The sequence below is a fragment of the Dehalogenimonas sp. 4OHTPN genome (assembly GCF_040448695.1).
Classification (GTDB): domain Bacteria; phylum Chloroflexota; class Dehalococcoidia; order Dehalococcoidales; family Dehalococcoidaceae; genus Dehalogenimonas.
This window is the reverse complement of sequence record NZ_CP159307.1, coordinates 1,367,583-1,385,324: the sequence shown is the minus strand read 5'-3', so window position 1 is coordinate 1,385,324 and position 17,742 is coordinate 1,367,583. Positions and strand designations below refer to the sequence as shown.

Below are 17,742 nucleotides of genomic sequence, written 5' to 3'. Positions count from 1 at the left end.
CTTACCGCTCCAAGCTGACCGTGGCATAATCCGTGAAAGTATGACCGTCTTCGGGCGGGATGACCAGACCTTTAACATAATCCCGGAACGCCTGGACATAGGTGATTTCGGCGATGGGGATGATATAAGTCTGATCCACAAACAGGTACTTCTGAAGTTGCGTCCAAACGTCTAAACGGCGGTCATAGGTCGAAGCATCTTTCAATTCGCGATAGAAACGGTCGATTTCTAAGTCTTCATGTTTGGCATAAGCATCAGGAGCTTTACTGAAGCGGCCGTAAACTCCTTCAGTACCTTCAGGAATAGGCAATACTGAAAGGGCTCCGGATTGGGAATCATAATCCAGGCTAACCCGACCGCGGTTCCATTCTGCCTCATCGACGATCTGCAGCCGGAGATCAATTCCCAAACCGGCTAGTTGATCCTTAAGGAATTGACCGCCGGGCAATCCGTTTTCGGCCCGGCACAGGTACCCCATTGAAAAACCGGCGGAAAAACCCGCTTCACCCAGCAGGCGGCGTGCTTCAATACGGTTTACCACCAAATCCTGGGAATCAAGTCTCGGCCAGATCACAAAGTTTTTGTCTTTGACAGGGTTGTTGGGGCTGACATCCGGCGATGTCCAACCGAAACCGTCCAGCACCAGCGGGATAGCCGCTTTTTTATCGATCCATAACGCAATTGCCCGTCTCACTCTGGCATCCTGCCACGGTCCAGGCTTCAGGACGTTAAACGCCAGCCGGAAAGTGCCGCCCTCCATTAAGGGAAAGACGACACTCTTTCCGAGATCTTTAACGTATTCCTTCAAACGGGTTTCCGTCAAATAGTGGCCGAATCCCCTCGCTGTGCCGTCCAGGCGCCCGGTGCGGAAGGCGATATCCATGGATAGGGCGTCGGTCGTGACAATGTAGTCAATTCCATCGAGGTACGGCAGTGCCGCACCTGAAGGGTCTTGCTCGAAGTATTGATCGAACCGCCTGACGCGGATAACGGAACCAATTTCATAGCTGTCAAATTTAAAAGGCCCCAGGCCGATCATGCCAATGTCGGAAGGCGAAAGGTTGATCTCTCCTTCTTTGATTCGTTTTTCCATCAGATGACGCGGGTGGTCGATCTTGATTCTCGGATCGGCCAGGATATCAGGGAAGAATCGGTTTGGCTCGTCCAAGGTTATCTTCACTTGATCCGGTGGAATAACCTCCACCTGCTTGATAGCCAATTCGCCTTTGTAATAGGCCGGCGCCCGGACCTGATCCCCTTGCTTCAGCCCGAAGACAGCCAGATCCAGCCAGAATTTTACATCCTCCGGCTGGAACTGGGTGCCGTCGTGCCAGAGGACGTCGCGCCGGAGAATGAAAGTCCACTCGGTGAAGTCAGGACTGGAGACCCATCGTCGGGCCAGGTAAGGAGCGACCAAATACATGTTGCCCCGGTTTCTCATGACCAGATTACCCGGCCCGAAGATAGCTCCGGCGGAATGGTGAAGAGCGATGCTTGAAGTGCGCAATGTGCTGAAATGGGCCGGCGGATCGCCGCGGTTAGCCAGGACGAGGATTTTCTTTTGTTCGTTATCAACGACAATGGAATCCGGACCGTTGCAAGCCTCGCTGACTGCGATGGCCGCGGCGATGGCTGCCAGTCCTTTTACGAAACTCCGACGGCTGATGTCAGGATGGGAGGATCTAACGGGGATGACGGCAGGCACAAGTCTATTCACGGCGATTGGGATTGTACTATTTCGATGAAGAGGTTACAAAATCAAGGTCCCGGTTGAGAGTCGAATCATGTAGTGAATTAATTTGGCAGATATGAGTTCTTACTTTGAATAATAGTACGATAACTTGTCGATTTCTTTGAAAATATTTGGACTTTTAGCCATGTCATTATGCAAAAAGGTATGGTAGTATTAATCAGGAAGAACATCGATCTAATACCACGCGAAAAAGGAGGAGAAAGTGACTAAAACCATCGGAGAACTGTTTGACCTTTCCGGGAAAGTAGCTATCGTGACCGGCGGCGCCATGGGGATCGGTAAAGGCATAGCCTTACGCCTGGCGGAAGCGGGCGCCAGCGTAGTTATTGCGGATCTTAATTTAGATGCGGCTATGCAGACTGTCGCCGAGATGAGGGCTAAGGGGTACAAAGTAAAGGAAGCCCAGGCTGATACCAGCCAGGTGTCCGATGCGGAAAAAACAGTCCAACTGTCGCTTGCGGCATTCGGTGACCTTCATATTCTGGTTAACAACGCCGGAATTTATCCCTTTGCTTCGACACTGGAAATGTCCGAGCGGATTTGGGATAAGACCTTGAACGTAAACCTAAAGGGCGTGATGTTTTTTACTCAGGCGGCGGCCAAGGCCATGGTCGAGAAAGGCCACGGCGGCAAGATCATCAATATAGCCTCTGTTGATGGTTTCCATCCAACCGGCAACCTGATTTCATATGATGCCTCAAAGGGCGGAGTGGTAATGATGACGAAAGCCATCGCAAAAGACCTGGCGCCGAAACACATCAACGTTAATGCAATTGCCCCGGGCGCTATCGCCACACCTGGCGCGGCAAGCGGCCTTACCGGGATCAGCAAGGAACAGATTGAAGCCTTGACCAAGGCGTTTATCGCAACAATTCCCCTCGGCCGCCAGGGTGAACCGGATGATATCGGCCGGGTTGCTCTCTTCCTGGCATCTGAAGCGGCGGACTATATCACGGGCACCACCATTGTCGCGGATGGCGGGTATCTAGTCGGATAAAAATCTTGGAAACACCCGGCTCAGCACAAGGGAACGGATCTGAAAAGACCCGTTCCCTTGTCTTATCAGGATATGCCTCTAGTGAACCGATTCGGGCAGGTACCTACTTTGAACCAATTTGGAACATTCTTGACAACTGTTCCTGCCTGATATATGCTACATAATAGTTGTCAGTTCGTGTCATTAGTACCGCGCCCAAGAGCCTACGTATAGTGACCGCAACTCTCACAACGAGTTTTAAGAGAGGAGGTCATTCGATGGCTCAGGACAAGCAAATCCAGTGTTCCGATTGCGGAACCACCTTCACCTTTAGCGCTGAGGACCAGGAATTTTTCCGGTCCAAGGGTTACACCAATGAACCCAAGCGCTGCGCGCCTTGCCGCTCCGCTCGCAAAGTCGAGCGCGGTGGCTCGTCAAGCATGGGCGGTGGTTTTAGCGGCGGCCAGCGGGCACAGATGTACCCGGCTGTCTGCGCTGCTTGCGGTCAGAACACCCAGGTTCCGTTCCAACCCCGCGGCGACAAGCCTGTTTATTGCAGCGATTGTTTCCGCAAGGTCAGACCGCCCACCCGGTAGTCTGAAGTGAATTGAAAAAACACAAGCGCCTCCGTAGGAGGCGCTTGTGTTTTATACCGGCTAAAGAACCACTTCGACAATCTGATTAATTATGTCCTGACTTCCCGATATTTTGGCTCGAATATAGTTTCCCGTGAATCCTACCCATTTATTACCTGATTTGCCCTCGACCAGAATTTTCTGCTTCGTTCCAATGAATTGTTTTTCAAACGTATTTAAGCATTCTTGACCGATTGAAAGAAGCTTCTCTACCCGCCGCTGTATTAACTTGGCCTCAACCATGTTCGGCATTTCGGCAGCCTGGGTACCCGGCCGCGGCGAGAAAGGAAATACGTGCAAACGGGAAAAATTCATTTCCTCGATAAAAGCTGCTGAATTATCAAATTCCGCGTCGGTTTCGCCGGGGAACCCTGCGATGACGTCTGTTGAAATACCTGCATCCGGCACGACGCTTCGCACCAGTTCGACCGCTTTCCGGTACATATCAGTAGAATACCGCCGTCTCATTCTACCCAGCACTGAATTTGAGCCGCTTTGGAGCGATAGATGAAAATGCGGACACAATCTTTCATTAGTCCATAAACCGACGAGGGAGGGTGTCAGTTCCTGGGGCTGCAGTGATGATACGCGGATTCGTTCTATAGTTGTTTCTTCGAGGATCCTATTCAACAATTCTTTCAATCCAAGGCCGTTACTCTGGTACTCTCCGATTTCGGTCCCGGTCAGGACAATTTCCTTGGTCCCTTCTGCTTGGCGTAACTTAATGGCAGCGATAATACTTGCTGGGTCCCTGGAGTGTTTCACCGGTCTAACAAAGGGCACAATACAATACGAGCATCGGTGATCACAGCCGCGCTGGATTTTGATGAATGATCTGGCGCGAATCGGCATAAACGAACGGGGGATTCTCACCCGGTGATGACTATGGTCGGAAAGAAAAGCAGGTATTTCACTTTTGGAGTCATTCCCGATGACCCCCAGAACGTTTGGCAGCGTTAATAAACCGGATCGGTCTCGATCAGCGTAGCACCCGGTGACAACTATCTGGAGACTGGGATTGATCTTCGCGTTGGACCGGATCGCCTGTCGGATTTTCCGTTCGGCAATATGAGTCACCGAGCAGGTGTTGAAGACCATCACTTCGGCTTCAGAGGGTAACTGGGCGATCTCAAATCCTTCCCCTGCAAGCCGCCGCCCCAGGTCCTCGGATTCGGCCTGGTTCAGTTTGCAACCAAAAGTTACGATTAATACACGCGTCATTCGATCAATTATACCAGACCTCATTGAGCGGCAGCGTATCCTATATTGAATTCGAATCGTAGAGGTATTATAATGGCAAAATAATGTGATAATTTGCCGTATTATGATGAGGTTATATGGCCAGGATAGACAGCCGGGAAGTTGAACGGGAAAAACTGGCGATTCTCAGAGTCTTAGGCAGCGCCTCCAACTGCCTCGGCAGCCAGGTGATCTCACGGAGGCTCCGAGACGAATACGGCGTCGAATTATCCGAGAGGGCGGTGCGTTATCACCTCGGGCTGCTCGATGGGCAAGGCCTGACCAGCAAGGTTTCCCGGCGCAGCGGCAGGTCAATTACAGCGGCCGGACTCGATGAGTTGTCAAACGCCCTGGTGACCGACAAGGTTGGTTTTGTTTCCGACAAGATAGAGCTGCTGGCTTACCAAAGCACCTTCGATGTTGACCGGCAGACCGGGTTGATCCCGGTGAATATTTCTTTTTTCAAATCAAGCCAGTTCAGCGACGCGCTGAAAGCCATGGCCCAGGTTTATAAAGCCGGAATCTGTGTTTCAGATAGAATCGCCATCGCTGAATCGGGCGGCTCTTTGGGAGGGCTGCAGGTACCTGATGGTTACGTTGGATTGGCCACGGTGTGCAGCATTGTGATTAATGGTACACTGCTCAAGGCAGGCATACCGATGGATTCACGATTCGGCGGCACGCTGCAGTTCCGTCAGAACCGGCCGTGGAGATTCTGCGATTTGATTCACTATTCAGGGTCATCACTTGATCCATCGGAAATCTTCATTGCCAGCCGGATGACGACAGTTGCCGATACGGCCCGGCGAGGCGCTGGTAAAATATTAGCCAATTTCAGAGAAGTGCCCGCGATGAGTCTACCGCTGGTGCGTGACCTTATCAACCGGCTGGGAAAGGCTTCGATTCGGGGTATAGTTGCCGTAGGGGAAAGCGGTAAACCGGTTTGCGAGGTGCCGGTGGGTCTGAATAAAGCCGGCCTGGTGCTTACGGGCGGGCTGAATCCGGTTGCCGCCGCCGCTGAAGCCGGGATCGCAATTCGCAACCGGGCGATGAGCGGGTTGATGGAGTTCCGATCTCTTCACAGCTTCTGGGATGTCACGAAACAGTTGTCCTGAAGTACCTCAGGTGCAAGCTCTTATTTGATCCGATTTTTTATTTCGACCAGCGTCCGCAGGTGGGCTTTTTCTTCACTAATGATCCGGTTCACATCGTCGCTGGCATCGCCGGCGACGATGTCTCTCAATTGTTCGTAAAAAAGGATCGAATCTTTTTCAGCCCCGATTCCGACTTCCAGTGCTTGAACATCGGAATCTACCTGGGTGACCAGTTCGCTGGTGGCAAGGTCATCGTTGAATACTGATGAATCCACCAGAGCTTTGAAATAACCCGCGTACTCTTCCGAATCTGCACCATCGCTCGGCGTTTTCGGCGCTGCGGCCAGCAGTTTTTGGAAAGTCTGGATATGTTGATGCTCGACGGCAGCCAGCGCTAAAAATGCTTTCTGCACCTCGGTGGTCTGGCATGAACGAGCCAGGGTGTCGTAAAATGCCGCGCCGCGCCGCTCAACGGCGATGGCAATGTTGTAGAGTTCAGCAGGAGAGAAGGCTAAGGACATTTTAGTACCTCCGGCGGTATTTCAAAGGGTTATTTTAAGCGGAGCTCGCAAACTGACCAATCGATATTCCTAAAAAACGCCTCGATATATTCTGCGCGCTTCAATCCGTAGTCTATCATAAAAGCATGCTCCCAGACATCCATCACCAGGACGGGCTGGCACCCCGTAAGATGACCGGATTCATGCAAGTTAATCCAGGTATTAAACAATCGACCGCTCTGGATGTCCTGATAGAGCACGACCCAACCTACGCCGCGCATCGCGCCGATTGCCCGGAAATCCTTTTCCCATGCCTCGCTGCTGCCCCAGGTTGCGGCCATGGTCTGTGCGAGTTTGCCTCCGGAAACGGCGAAACCGGTTCCACCAAGATTGTCAAAATAGTATTCGTGCAGGCGCATGCCGTTCCATTCAAACCCAAAACGCCGCTGCAACTCCGCATACTCCGGTGTATCGGATTTTCCTCCTTTAGACAGGGTAGCAATCGTTTCTATGAGGCGGTTGAGGTTTTTCACATACCCCTGATAAAGGGTGAAATGGTTGTTTAAAAGGTTATCAGAAAAGCCCTTTATACCTAAGAGTTTTGAATAATCCTGAATGCCGTATGTCATATGCCCGCCTTCCCAAAATTCGCTGTAAATTCATTATATAAAAAAATAGCCGTAATCCAAACACCGGAGAATCAAGTTTCAGGCGTGAGATTCATAAACTCTTAGCCGAAACTCGCAAGAAGGAAAGACCAAAAACCAAAAATCGCGGGGCTATTTCTTCAAAAAGTAACCTGCCCCGGATTTGGTCATGATCACGTTTTCAAGCCCTGCGTCAGAGAGTTTTTGACGGAGATTTCTCATGTGGACCCGGATTGAGTTGGCGGCATCCGGGGGCATCTCGCCCCAAATAGCCAGTGAGAGGTCACCATGTGATACCGGCTTACCTGCGTTCTGAGCTAAATTATGCAAAATTTTTCCTTCGGTGGTGGTCAGCTTCAGGGTTTTCCCAGCGCAATTCACCTGGCGGCGGGAGGCAGAAAAATGGAACTGCCCGATTGTCGTCGGCCCGCTGGAATCCGCGGCGTGCTGCCGGCGTAATAACGCTTTGGCCCTGGAGACGAACTCCATTTGCCGAAACGGTTTGGTGATATAGTCATCCGCTCCCAATTCCAACCCGCGGACGACATCAGCTTCTTCGTCTCTGACAGTCAAGATAATGATAGGAACATTCGAGTTGTGACGGACTTCTTTCAACACTTCCAGTCCGCTTCTATCCGGCAAGCCGAGGTCCAAAATTACCAGGTCCGGGTTTTCCCGTTCCGCAATTTCGATGCCTTCCTCCGCCAGGCTGGTAAACAGAATCCTGGCGTCAGGCCAGCTTACCCTGAGACAAAGACTGACCAGTTCTACGATGGCGCTGTCATCTTCTACGATTAAAATTTTCATACCGCCTCCGTTTAATATTTGACGCCTATACCTTCTTGAAAGGGACCCTGAAATTGAAAGTGCTGCCCTTCCCCACGGCGCTCTTGAGCCAAATTTGTCCGCCGTGCAGTTCTACGATCATTTTTGCCAAAGCAAGCCCCAATCCCAGTCCGCCCAGGCGCTTCTTATCAGAATTTTGCCCCCGGTGGTAGGGTTGGAAGATAAATGGCAGGTCCGAGGTTGCGATGCCGGCACCCGTGTCTTCAACCGAAATAACTGCTGCCCCCGGCTCACTGCGGGCAGTCACCCTGATGTGTCCACCCTTTTTGGTGAATTTCAACGAATTGTTGATAAGGTTAAGAACCACTTGCCGGAGTCGATCTGGATCAGCCTGGATAGCCAGCGGCGCTGGAGGCAAGTTTATTTCTAGAATTTGGCCCCGGCGCGTTGTTTCAGGTTGGACGTAGGTGGCTGTTTCGGTGAGGAGTTCCACCAGGTCGAAATCACGATAGGTTAACCGCAGCGCGCCGACTTCGCCTCGCGCAAGATCCAACATTTCGTTGATTCTCTTTTCAAGGTTGCGCGCCCCAAGCTTAATATTGCGGGCGAATCCCCGGGCTGTTTCGTCCGTCAAAGTGGCTTCGAGAAAATCAGATGCCGTCAACAAGGGTGTGAGCGGTGTTTTGAGCTCATGCACCAACGCCCGGGTAAATAAGGAGCGCTCTTCGATCTGCTGGCGAAGAGCCGCGGAAAGTGTTTGCTCGCGCTCGTAAAGTGACCTTAATTCGTTCTCGGCTCGTTTTCTGTTGGTGATTTCGCCATTCAGAGCCTCAGTCCGCGCCGCCACCATTTCTTCGAGCCGTTGGTGATAGCTTTCGATTTCTTTTTGGGTTTGCTGCTGTGAGGTAATATCGCGGGCGATAGAAATGATCGAAATAGTTCCATCCGGGTGTGAAGTGAATGTCTGAATCAGTTCGCATGGAAACAATTCCCCGTTCTTCCTTTTTTGCATCAATTCAGTCCGGACACTATCCCCAGAATTGCTGTGTCTTATTACATCAGAGATGCGCCGGCTTTGGCCTAAGTAGGCCCCCCTGGTGGCAAAAAGGAACTCAGGTGTCCGGCCAAGGCATTCTTCCGCGGAATAGCCATAGATTTGAGTCACCCTGTTATTGACATATTCTATACGACGGCTCGGCCTTCGGGTGACGAAAATAACATCCGGAAGAGAATTGTTCAATTTTTCAAGGTGGTCGCGGCTTGTTTGAAGGGCTAACTCGGCATCTTTTCGGGCGGTGATATCCATGGCATAAAGGTTTACGAACCCGCTCGTCATGTCCGGGTACGTAGTGACCGCGAAAAATGCATCGCCGCTCTTGATCTCCGAAACCGTTTTTTCCCCGGTGTTAAAGGCGGCGACGGTTTTCTCAAGCCAGAGGGATGGGATCACATCCCCGATGCCCAGTTTCCATGATTTTAAAAGCAGATCAGCCGCAGGATTAGCGAAGACTATTTTACCCTGCGGCGTAAGCCGCAACACTGGATTGGGATTTGACAACGGGAAGGAGGCGAGTTGCCGCAATTCCGCTTCTTTTTTTAGCCGGTCGGTAATATCGCGGACTACAGACAAGATGACCGGTTTGGAATTCAGTATGAAATTATGGGCGGTAACCTCGACAGGAATCTCTTGCCCTGATTTCGCCAGATGCGTAAGCTGGAACCTTGCATGGTCGTGCTCATCTAAATCCGTAATCGAAGCCGCCGCTCCGGCGTAACTTGCAGCAGTGTTGAGTTGCCTTCCGGACATCCCGATCATTTCAGCTTTGGTATAACCGTACCGGTCACAGGCAAGTTGGTTGACCTCGATAATTTGGTATTCGGCACCAACTTTTTCCCAGAGGATGATGGCGTCACCTGCGTTATCGAAAAGGGTCCGAAACTTGACTTCAGTGTCACGCTGGGCCTGGGACAATGTCACTCTGGTAATGGAATTTCCTAGGGCTAGTGCCGTGTGTTCCAATTGTAGAACCATCTCGATGGGCACCATGTCTGGTTTAGTATCAGCAACGTGGATCAAACCTAGAACACGATCACTCGCGCGGATAGGGACAAGAGCCACCGAACGGTAGCCGTGATTTGCGCAGACGTTTCGGGTAGTGCCCTTTTCGCTGTCTGCGACGGTATCCAGAAACTGACGGGTGTCATTCAACCAGAACGAGCCTTTTGGCGAATAAAACGGTTTCTGTTGAGTCGATTTGCCAGAAATGACATTAACGCACATACATTGGTCATGGCGAATCGATAGCAGGTTCTCCTGATCCATAAAACCCTGGCTGAAGCCGTCATAGCATGCATAAGGAATGTTGCCTTGTTCATCGAGGAGCCTGATGCCTACAGCGGCGCACCCGGTCACATTTTTCAACTCTCCAACGAACTCATCCAGCATCGGCGATACGGCGGTATGCCGGTTGGCAATCTCCAGGAACCGATAAGTGATCGAAAGTAGTTGCGCTGAGTCCGGTTTTACCAAATCCAAGTCCGATTCTTAATTAATTGCCGTAATTGTATATCTTCAGTGAATAGATGACAATACATTACCACAATGTTACGAAAATATTTTAATGTTCTTCCAGGGCAGCTTTTTCGGGTATAATGGGCCATTATACGCCGGAGGACCAGATGGACACCGTATACCTCGTGCCTCACAGTCACTACGACGCGGTATGGGCGTTTACCAAAGAAGACTATTTTTTCATTAATATCGAAAAGATTTTAAAACCTGCGATTGAAATGATGGCTGATCCGGGCTACCGTTTCCTCATCGAACAGACTGCGCTTATTGAGGAAATTGAACGGCGGAACCCATCGCTCTTCGAAGACATCAAGCGGGCTGCCCAAAAAGGGCAGATAGAGTTTGCCCCGGGTGAACACCTGATGTCCGATACTATGCTGCCGCTGGGCGAAACCCTGGTGAGGCAAATCCTTGTTGGCAAAACTTTTATCCGGGACAAGTTCGGCACAAAAACGCTTGTTGCCTGGGGAGCCGACAGCTTCGGTTATAACGCTCAGATGCCTCAGATCTATTTGAAATCAGGCTACCGGTATTTTGCTTTCCGCAGGGGTGCCGACCGTGAAAGCCCATCTGAATTTTGGTGGCAGGGTTTAGACGGCAGCCGGATTTTGACTCATTGGATGCCTCTGGGGTATCGCGCCGGGCTTTATCTGGATGAGCTTGATGACGCCGTCACGAAATTGAAATCGGCGGCGGCGACTGGGAATATCTTGATGCCGTCGGGTTCGGGCTCCATTCCGCCGCAACCGGAAACAATGCGCATGGTCAGGCGCTGGAACCGCTCCCACAAGGGAATCAGGATGGTGGTGGCGAAATCCGTGGATTTTTTCCGCGCGCTTGAAAAGTCTGTTCCACTGCAATTGGAAACCCGACAAGGAGAGCTCTATTCCGGGAAATATTCCCGGGTTTTTCCTCATTGCACCTCCTCCCGGATTTGGCTGAAACAGAGTCTGCGGCATTACGAGCATATGATTTTAGCGTGTGAGAAATGGCTGACGTTAGGCTGGCTGATGGGCATGGCCTATCCCGCGGATGAGCTCAATGACAACTGGTTGAAGGTGCTTTGGGGTGCGTTCCACGATGTCGCGCCGGGCACCGGGATGGACGATGCTTATGAGGAAGTCAAACATAATTTCGGCTACCTTCAAAGTCATCTAGCTCAGATACTATCTGGATTTATTGAAATGGTCCAAAGTAATCTAGCTGAATCGGCCGATATTCTAGTACTCAATGCCCATTCATGGGAGGTGCGCAATTGGGTTGAAGCAGAATTGGGTTTTGATCCGGGAGAAGTTAAGAGGATCGGCGGGCTCGGCAGCGGAAGCGATGAGATCGGGGTTGAGATACTCGAGTCGACTCGCTATTCCGATGATTCTTTCCATACTGTCAAAATCGGGTTTATCGCAATGGTGTCGCCTTTCGGCTTTCGCACCTATCGTTTGCTTCGGCACAGCCCGCGATCAACGCCGGCTTCGAGCGACGGCCACCGTTTGATCACCAAGGGTAATTGCGTTCAGAATAAATATTTCCGTCTTGAAGTCGACCCCGGCAGCGGATTACTTGATGTGTTCATCGATGGCAAGCATCTGCTGAGGGGCAATGAGCTGGTAATAGAAGAAGAAACAGGCGATCTGTACTACCACCGGCAGAATTTCCAGGGCGAATACCGTACGGAGAGTGAAGCCGGTGTCACCTTCGGTAAATTCAGACTCAAGCATTTTGAGATTCAGAAGACCAAGCTTCGCCGTGTGATCAAGCTGGAGAGCGATTATTATTCCCTGATCTGGCCATACAGACTGCAGGAAAAGCTGCGGCCTGTATTATGGCGTCACAGTTACCTTTCTGTTTCCAAGACCATCACGGTCTACCACGATCTTCCGCGGATCGACTGTGTCACCAGGGTCGATAACCGCCACCCGCAAATTCAATTGAGGCTCAAGTTTGCGACAGATATCCGTTCCCCTGAATATACTTCGGAAATCCAGTTCGGAGCTCTCAGCCGGCCGACGGATCAGGCTCTTGCCCCAGCCGAAGGGGACTGGGTGGAGAAACCATCCGGGATTTATCCGGCACTTAACTGGGTAGACTATTCCGACAAGGAATACGGCATAACCTTGATCAATCAGGGTCTACCGTCCCATGAGATCAAAAACGGGGCGATATACCTCACCTTACTCCGGAGTATTCTAATGCTTTCCTCCGATGGGGCGACAGGGCCGGCGGTGCCGACACCGGACGCGCAGGAATTCAAACAACACGTTTTTGAGTATTCTCTTTACCCTCACAAAGGAGACTGGAGGGCCGCCCAATCCTACCTGCAAGGATTTGAAGTGAACAGCAACCTTCAAGCCTTTCAACTCCGCCCGGAAAAAGCAGACGGCAGTCTCTTCTCCGATTCATTTTCTTTCATCAATATCGCACCTTCCAGCATCATCCTGGCAGCATGTAAAAGAGCCGAGGATGGCAGCGGAATAGTACTCCGACTCTATGAGACCAGAGGTCAGGCGACCGAAGCGGCGATTCAATTCTTCAATAAGGTTAATGCCGGAGCCGAGCCACTTGGACGGTTGTTCCCTCAACCAAGTCAGGTTTGGAAAGTAAATCTGCTCGAAGAAAAGGAATCAGAAGTTGCCATCGTCGAAGGGGCAGTGACAATTACTTTCACCCCCTTTGAGATTTTAACATTAAAGGTTGTCTTTCAATAGGGCATTGAAGGTATTTTTGAAATATGGATTCAAACCCCGGTAAAGCGAGTAAACCAACGAATCCGTTAGATGGGGTCTTTAAACCGAGGTCAGTAGCAGTCATCGGCGCCTCTCGGCGAGAGGGCTCAATCGGACATAAAATTTTTATCAATTTGTTGGACGCCCCTTTCCGAGGCCAAGTCCTTCCTGTTAACCCCAAGGTTGATGGCATTGCTGGGATCAAGACATATGCTTCGGTCCTGGACATACCGGAGCCGGTCGATTTGGCAGTGATAGTCGTTCCGGCCGAGATCGTGTTGCTGATGGTAGAAGAGTGCGGGCGAAAAGGTGTAAAGGGGGTCATCGTCATTTCGGCCGGTTTTGCTGAGAGCGGCGTCGACGGCGCCAAGCGTCAGGAGAATCTCATCATAATCTGTCGGCACTACGGTATGAAATTGATCGGACCTAACTGTATGGGCGTGATGAACACCGACCCGTCGATAAATTTAAACGCTACCTTCAGCCATGTCTTCCCGCCTCAAGGCAACATTGCTATGGCAACCGACAGCGGTGCGCTGGGGTTGGTAATATTGGAACACGCATCCAATCTTGGCATCGGCCTTTCCAATTTCGCCAGCGTCGGCAACCGGGCAGACGTGTCCTCCAATGATCTCCTTCATGCTCTATCTCGAAGCTTTCGGCAATCCAAAAAAATTCATCCGTCTAGCCCGGTCGATCTCACCACACAAACCTATAATCGCTTTGAAATCGGGTCGCTCATCAGCCGGCTCCCGGGCTGTTGCCTCTCATACCGGCGCTTTGGCTGCGGTTGATGTGGCCGTCGACGCGCTGTTCGCCCAAACGGGGATTCTACGAGTAGACAACCTGGAGCGCCTTTTCGACGTCGCCGATATCCTGTCCCGCCAGCCTATACCCCGAGGCTCGAGAGTAGCAGTATTGACTAACGGCGGAGGCCCGGGAGCGTTAACCGCCGATGCCTGCGCCGCAGCCGGCCTGGAACTGCCCTCTCTTGCCGAAAAAACGCTCCAGGGACTTAAGGCGCTTTTGCCTGCACGCGCCTCGTCAGGCAACCCGATCGATATCACCGATGTCGGCGCGCCGGAATACCAAGGCGCCTTGCGTCTCCTGGCCGCTGACAACAATATCGACGCTGTCATTGTTATTTTCATCCCGCCGGTTTTCGCTTGTCCGGAGGATGTGGCGGCGGTTATCCGGGAGATGGAGCCTGAGTTCCGGCGGCGCGGCAAGCCGCTTCTGGCCTCTTTCATGGGTAAGCGTGGCTGTGTACCAGGCACTGTTATGCCGCCGGGAGCGGCCGGCGTGCCATCGTTTTCTTTCCCAGAGGCGGCAGTCTATGCTCTATCCAGGTCGCGGGACTATGGCCTGATGAGAAATCAGCCTGCTGGCAGGGTGGTTAATTTGCCAGGTATCGACCTCGGCAAAGCGAAGCGCATCGTCGAATCAGCCAGAGATGGCTGGCTGCCAACAGAATCCGTTTTTACCTTGTTGGCAGCTTACGGCATCAAGTCAATGGCGCCACGGTTCGCTGAAGACCTCGATAGGGCGATCGGCGCGGCCGAGGATATCGGCTACCCGGTAGCGTTGAAACTGAACTCGGTGACGATCATCCATAAGACCGAGGTCGGTGGGGTGGCTTTAAACATCGGCTCGGAGGAGGAGTTGAAGGTAGCTTATCATCGAATGTTGGGCCGGGTGGCAGGCGCCGGCCGCGCTTCCGAAGTGCGAGGCGTAACCGTCCAGAAAATGGCCGGCGAAGGTGCGGAACTCATCGCCGGGATTACTCGCGATAAGACTTTTGGGCCGCTTATCCTCTTTGGCCTAGGCGGCATATATACCGAGCTGTTCAAGGACCGTACCGTCCGAATACAACCGTTGACCGATATTGACGCCCGGGAGATGGTGCGTTCGGTTAGGGCGTTCAAGCTGCTTGAGGGCTTCCGCGGAGAGCCGCCAGCCGACATTCCGGCTATCGAGGAGCTGCTGCTGCGGCTTTCGGCCATGGCGGAGGATTTACCAATGATTAAGGAACTCGATCTCAATCCCATCAGGGCATTCATTGCGGGAGAAGGATATGCGGTTGTTGACGCACGCATCCTAATAGACTGAAGTCTGTGAAGTTGTTACAGAAACGCCCGGGTTGATAACCGGGCGTTTCTGTTTGGACAAAGATACTGATTAGGCAGACTGAACGGACAAATACTTGGTCCCGCGGCCGGTACCGCTGGGGGGAAGTGTGCTCTTGACCTTTTGAAGGGCTTTCCTGATTTTGGTATCGGAGAGGTCCGGTGCCATTTTTAGCGCTTCAACTTTGATAGCTCCGAAACCCCTGGCAGAATTAAAGAATCCATTATCAATCATCGCGCCGATTATTCTGTCGGCATTTACCTTTTTCTTCTTTAACGGTAGTGCCCCTTTTTTTGCTGGCCGACCACGTTTGCGGGGAGTCTCGGGGACACTTTCTGCCGCAGCGGCTGGAGCGTATATGGCAATATATTTTTCTACAAAAGCAATCGGACCTTCCAGTTCAATAACACCTTCTTTAAGATCGATGAAAACCCTAGCTTCAGTCACTCAAGAACATCTCCTTTTATTGCGTTTACATTTCAGTATAACTAGAATCTAACCTAATTGTAAAGCGTATTCAATAGTAATATTATCTGGTATTTTGATTCTGTTTCCCTGGAATATTCTAAAAAATGTATTAAAACGGCGCATTTGGTTCTTCAATTGAAATCCGAATACGATAACATCGATAAAATAAATAAGAAAGATAATAATGCCATTTTTATTATCGGTACCCGGATTCTTTGACATAAGCTTCACGGAGCTTTATTCTGACAAGAGGAGGAAAATACAATGACAAAATACCGGTGTACCATCTGCAATTATATCTACGATCCCGCTAAAGGCGATATTGATGGCGGCGTCACGCCCGGCACCCCATTTGATGATTTGCCGGACTCGTGGGTATGCCCGGTTTGCGGAGCTACCAAAGACATGTTCGTTAAGTTATGAACGTGGTTGTTGACGGAATCTTTCACTTGTATGGTCGCGAATCACCGTAGCTTTATCTTTTCAGGAGGCCGCACTTGTGGTTGACTTGAATATTATGATTGGAGGGGAAGCCGGTCAAGGTGTCCAATCCGTAGGCAGTGTGTTGGCTAAAACGCTGCTGCGCGGCGGGTACGAGATTTTTGCCGATCAGGATTTTGAGTCCAGAATCCGGGGGGGACATTCCTTTACCCGCGTGCGGGTCAGCCGACGGCCTGTTGCGGCAGCCGTGACTCCAATTGATATCCTGGTGGCACTAAACGAAGAGACAGTCAAACTCCATGAAAAAAAGGTCCCCCGCCAAGGTATTATTATCAGTGATATTTCGAAAACCGGTGTTCCAAAGAGCTCTGCCCGGTCCATGCTTGACATCCCTTTCGAAAAAATTGCCATCAGTGTCTCAGGCAACATTCTGATGATCAATACCGTCGCCGCAGGCGGTATCTTAGGCTTGTTAGACTATGATTTCAGCCTTTTTGAAACAGTGTTGCGAGGGGAATACGGACGAAAAGGTGAAAAGGTAGTTCAGGCTAACGTGGATGCCGGGCGAGCCGGTTATGAGTTTGCCCAACAGCATCGCCCGAGGGCTTTCAAGCCTCGTCTCAAACCAGGCAAGCCATCAGGAAAGATGCTGATTTCTGGTCATGAAGCACTTGCCCTCGGCGTCCTGGCGGCGGGCTGCAAATTCGTTGCCGGGTACCCGATGACGCCGACAACATCAATTTTGGAGTTCTTAGCTGACAGGGGACGTGAATATGGCCTCCATGTTGTCCAGGCTGAAGATGAGATTTCAGCGGCAAATATGGCAGTCGGAGCGGCTTATACTGGCGTCAGATCGATGACTGCAACCTCCGGAGGGGGTTTTTGCCTGATGACTGAAACCCTGTCCCTAGCCGGTATGACTGAAACACCCCTAGTTGTTGTGTTGGGGCAACGTTCGGGGCCAGCTATCGGGCTGCCCACTCGAACCGAGCAGGGGGACCTGCTGTTTGCCCTAAATGCCGGTCACGGCGAATTCCCCCGAGCCGTACTTGCTCCGGGTAATGCCGAAGAAGCCTTTTGGGCGGCGGTCAAGGCGTTCAATTTGGCGGAGGTTTTCCAGACGCCGGTCATCATCATAACCGACCATGATCTGGGCAACTCTTATTACACAATGAACAAACCTGATCTGGCGAAGGTAGTCGTCGACCGGGGTAAAGTCTTGTCTGACGCCGAGGCGGCCGAAGCCTTTGACTATAAGCGTTACGCTTATACCAGAACCGGAATCTCGCCGCGGGCCTTTCCAGGTCAGGGCAGAGCCCTGGTGGTAGCCGATTCCGACGAACACAATGAAGAGGGTCACATTATCGAAGACGGGAAGACACGCCGAAAGATGATGGACAAGCGAATGCGTAAAAACGGCGGGCTTTCCCGTCGGATTGCCGGTCCGACTGTCATCCGCCGTCAAAATCCCGTTTACAACCTAATCTGCTGGGGGTCAACCTATGGTGCAGTCGCCGAGGCGGCTCGACTGTTGGAACAACGAGGCATTAAGGCGCAAGTTACACACCTGAGAGAACTCTGGCCTTTCCCTGTCAAGGCTTTCGCCCGGACTCTGGCCGGAGGGGTCAAGAACATCGTCGTCGAAGCGAATTTTACCGGGCAGCTCGAAAATCTCATCCGTGCCGAGGCCGGTGTTTCAGCTGACGGCCATGTCCGAAAGTACGACGGACGGCCCTTCACTGCCAATGAAATCATTGCTGCTTTAGAAGGGAGGGCTTAGG

The 17,742-nt window shown here is 51.6% G+C and carries 14 protein-coding genes and 1 pseudogene; 8 read left to right on the top strand and 7 right to left on the bottom strand.

All coding sequences use genetic code 11. The annotated features are described in order from the left end of the window. Position 1: 1 nt before the first annotated feature. Complete coding sequence (locus ABV300_RS07170) at positions 2-1,705, bottom strand: ABC transporter substrate-binding protein (RefSeq protein ID WP_353714193.1); 1,704 nt, start codon at positions 1,703-1,705, stop codon at positions 2-4. A gap of 250 nt (positions 1,706-1,955) precedes the next feature. Between ABV300_RS07170 and ABV300_RS07165 the strand changes: the two genes are divergently transcribed. Beyond that, positions 1,956-2,750 (top strand): SDR family oxidoreductase, encoded by a 795-nt coding sequence (locus tag ABV300_RS07165; RefSeq protein ID WP_353714192.1) that lies wholly within the window; start codon positions 1,956-1,958, stop codon positions 2,748-2,750. A gap of 257 nt (positions 2,751-3,007) precedes the next feature. After that, positions 3,008-3,325 (top strand): CxxC-x17-CxxC domain-containing protein, encoded by a 318-nt coding sequence (locus tag ABV300_RS07160; RefSeq protein ID WP_353714191.1) that lies wholly within the window; start codon positions 3,008-3,010, stop codon positions 3,323-3,325. A gap of 60 nt (positions 3,326-3,385) precedes the next feature. Here ABV300_RS07160 and mtaB read toward each other — a convergent pair whose 3' ends face one another. After that, positions 3,386-4,585 carry a tRNA (N(6)-L-threonylcarbamoyladenosine(37)-C(2))-methylthiotransferase MtaB gene (gene mtaB, locus ABV300_RS07155; RefSeq protein WP_353714190.1) on the bottom strand — a complete coding sequence of 400 codons (1,200 nt, stop codon included), beginning with the start codon at positions 4,583-4,585 and terminating at the stop codon, positions 3,386-3,388. Positions 4,586-4,701: 116 nt separating this feature from the next. Between mtaB and ABV300_RS07150 the strand changes: the two genes are divergently transcribed. After that, positions 4,702-5,718 carry an NrpR regulatory domain-containing protein gene (locus tag ABV300_RS07150; RefSeq protein WP_353714189.1) on the top strand — a complete coding sequence of 339 codons (1,017 nt, stop codon included), beginning with the start codon at positions 4,702-4,704 and terminating at the stop codon, positions 5,716-5,718. Positions 5,719-5,738: 20 nt separating this feature from the next. Here ABV300_RS07150 and ABV300_RS07145 read toward each other — a convergent pair whose 3' ends face one another. The 4 genes from ABV300_RS07145 to ABV300_RS07130 form a co-directional block, all read right to left on the bottom strand. Continuing rightward, positions 5,739-6,218 carry a ferritin family protein gene (locus ABV300_RS07145; protein ID WP_353714188.1) on the bottom strand — a complete coding sequence of 160 codons (480 nt, stop codon included), beginning with the start codon at positions 6,216-6,218 and terminating at the stop codon, positions 5,739-5,741. Between the two features lie 29 nt (positions 6,219-6,247). Further along, positions 6,248-6,826 (bottom strand): Fe-Mn family superoxide dismutase, encoded by a 579-nt coding sequence (locus ABV300_RS07140; RefSeq protein ID WP_353714187.1) that lies wholly within the window; start codon positions 6,824-6,826, stop codon positions 6,248-6,250. A gap of 150 nt (positions 6,827-6,976) precedes the next feature. Next, positions 6,977-7,651, bottom strand: coding sequence for a response regulator transcription factor (locus ABV300_RS07135; protein WP_353714186.1), 675 nt, complete (start codon positions 7,649-7,651; stop codon positions 6,977-6,979). Positions 7,652-7,676: 25 nt separating this feature from the next. Further along, on the bottom strand, positions 7,677-10,166 hold the full coding sequence (locus tag ABV300_RS07130) for a PAS domain S-box protein (protein ID WP_353714185.1): 2,490 nt from the start codon (positions 10,164-10,166) through the stop codon (positions 7,677-7,679). Between the two features lie 116 nt (positions 10,167-10,282). Here ABV300_RS07130 and ABV300_RS07125 point away from each other — a divergent pair, with 116 nt between their 5' ends. The 3 genes and pseudogenes from ABV300_RS07125 (at position 10,283) to ABV300_RS07115 (ending at position 15,034) form a co-directional block, all read left to right on the top strand. Continuing rightward, positions 10,283-12,907: a glycoside hydrolase family 38 C-terminal domain-containing protein gene (locus ABV300_RS07125; protein WP_353714184.1), complete on the top strand. Its 2,625-nt coding sequence runs from the start codon at positions 10,283-10,285 to the stop codon at positions 12,905-12,907. Positions 12,908-12,930: 23 nt separating this feature from the next. Next, a pseudogene (locus ABV300_RS07120) lies at positions 12,931-14,170 on the top strand (CoA-binding protein); the annotation flags it as partial. Between the two features lie 3 nt (positions 14,171-14,173). Beyond that, a complete protein-coding gene (locus ABV300_RS07115) occupies positions 14,174-15,034 on the top strand; it encodes an acetate--CoA ligase family protein (protein WP_353715379.1) in 861 nt (286 codons plus the stop codon). A 69-nt stretch (positions 15,035-15,103) separates the two neighbouring features. Here ABV300_RS07115 and ABV300_RS07110 read toward each other — a convergent pair whose 3' ends face one another. Beyond that, a complete protein-coding gene (locus tag ABV300_RS07110) occupies positions 15,104-15,499 on the bottom strand; it encodes a hypothetical protein (protein ID WP_353714183.1) in 396 nt (131 codons plus the stop codon). Positions 15,500-15,784: 285 nt separating this feature from the next. On the opposite strand from ABV300_RS07110, the gene rd reads away from it, so the two are divergent. Beyond that, positions 15,785-15,943: a rubredoxin gene (gene rd, locus ABV300_RS07105; RefSeq protein WP_353714182.1), complete on the top strand. Its 159-nt coding sequence runs from the start codon at positions 15,785-15,787 to the stop codon at positions 15,941-15,943. A 94-nt stretch (positions 15,944-16,037) separates the two neighbouring features. Next, on the top strand, positions 16,038-17,741 hold the full coding sequence (locus tag ABV300_RS07100) for a 2-oxoacid:acceptor oxidoreductase subunit alpha (RefSeq protein ID WP_353715378.1): 1,704 nt from the start codon (positions 16,038-16,040) through the stop codon (positions 17,739-17,741). Position 17,742: the final 1 nt, after the last annotated feature.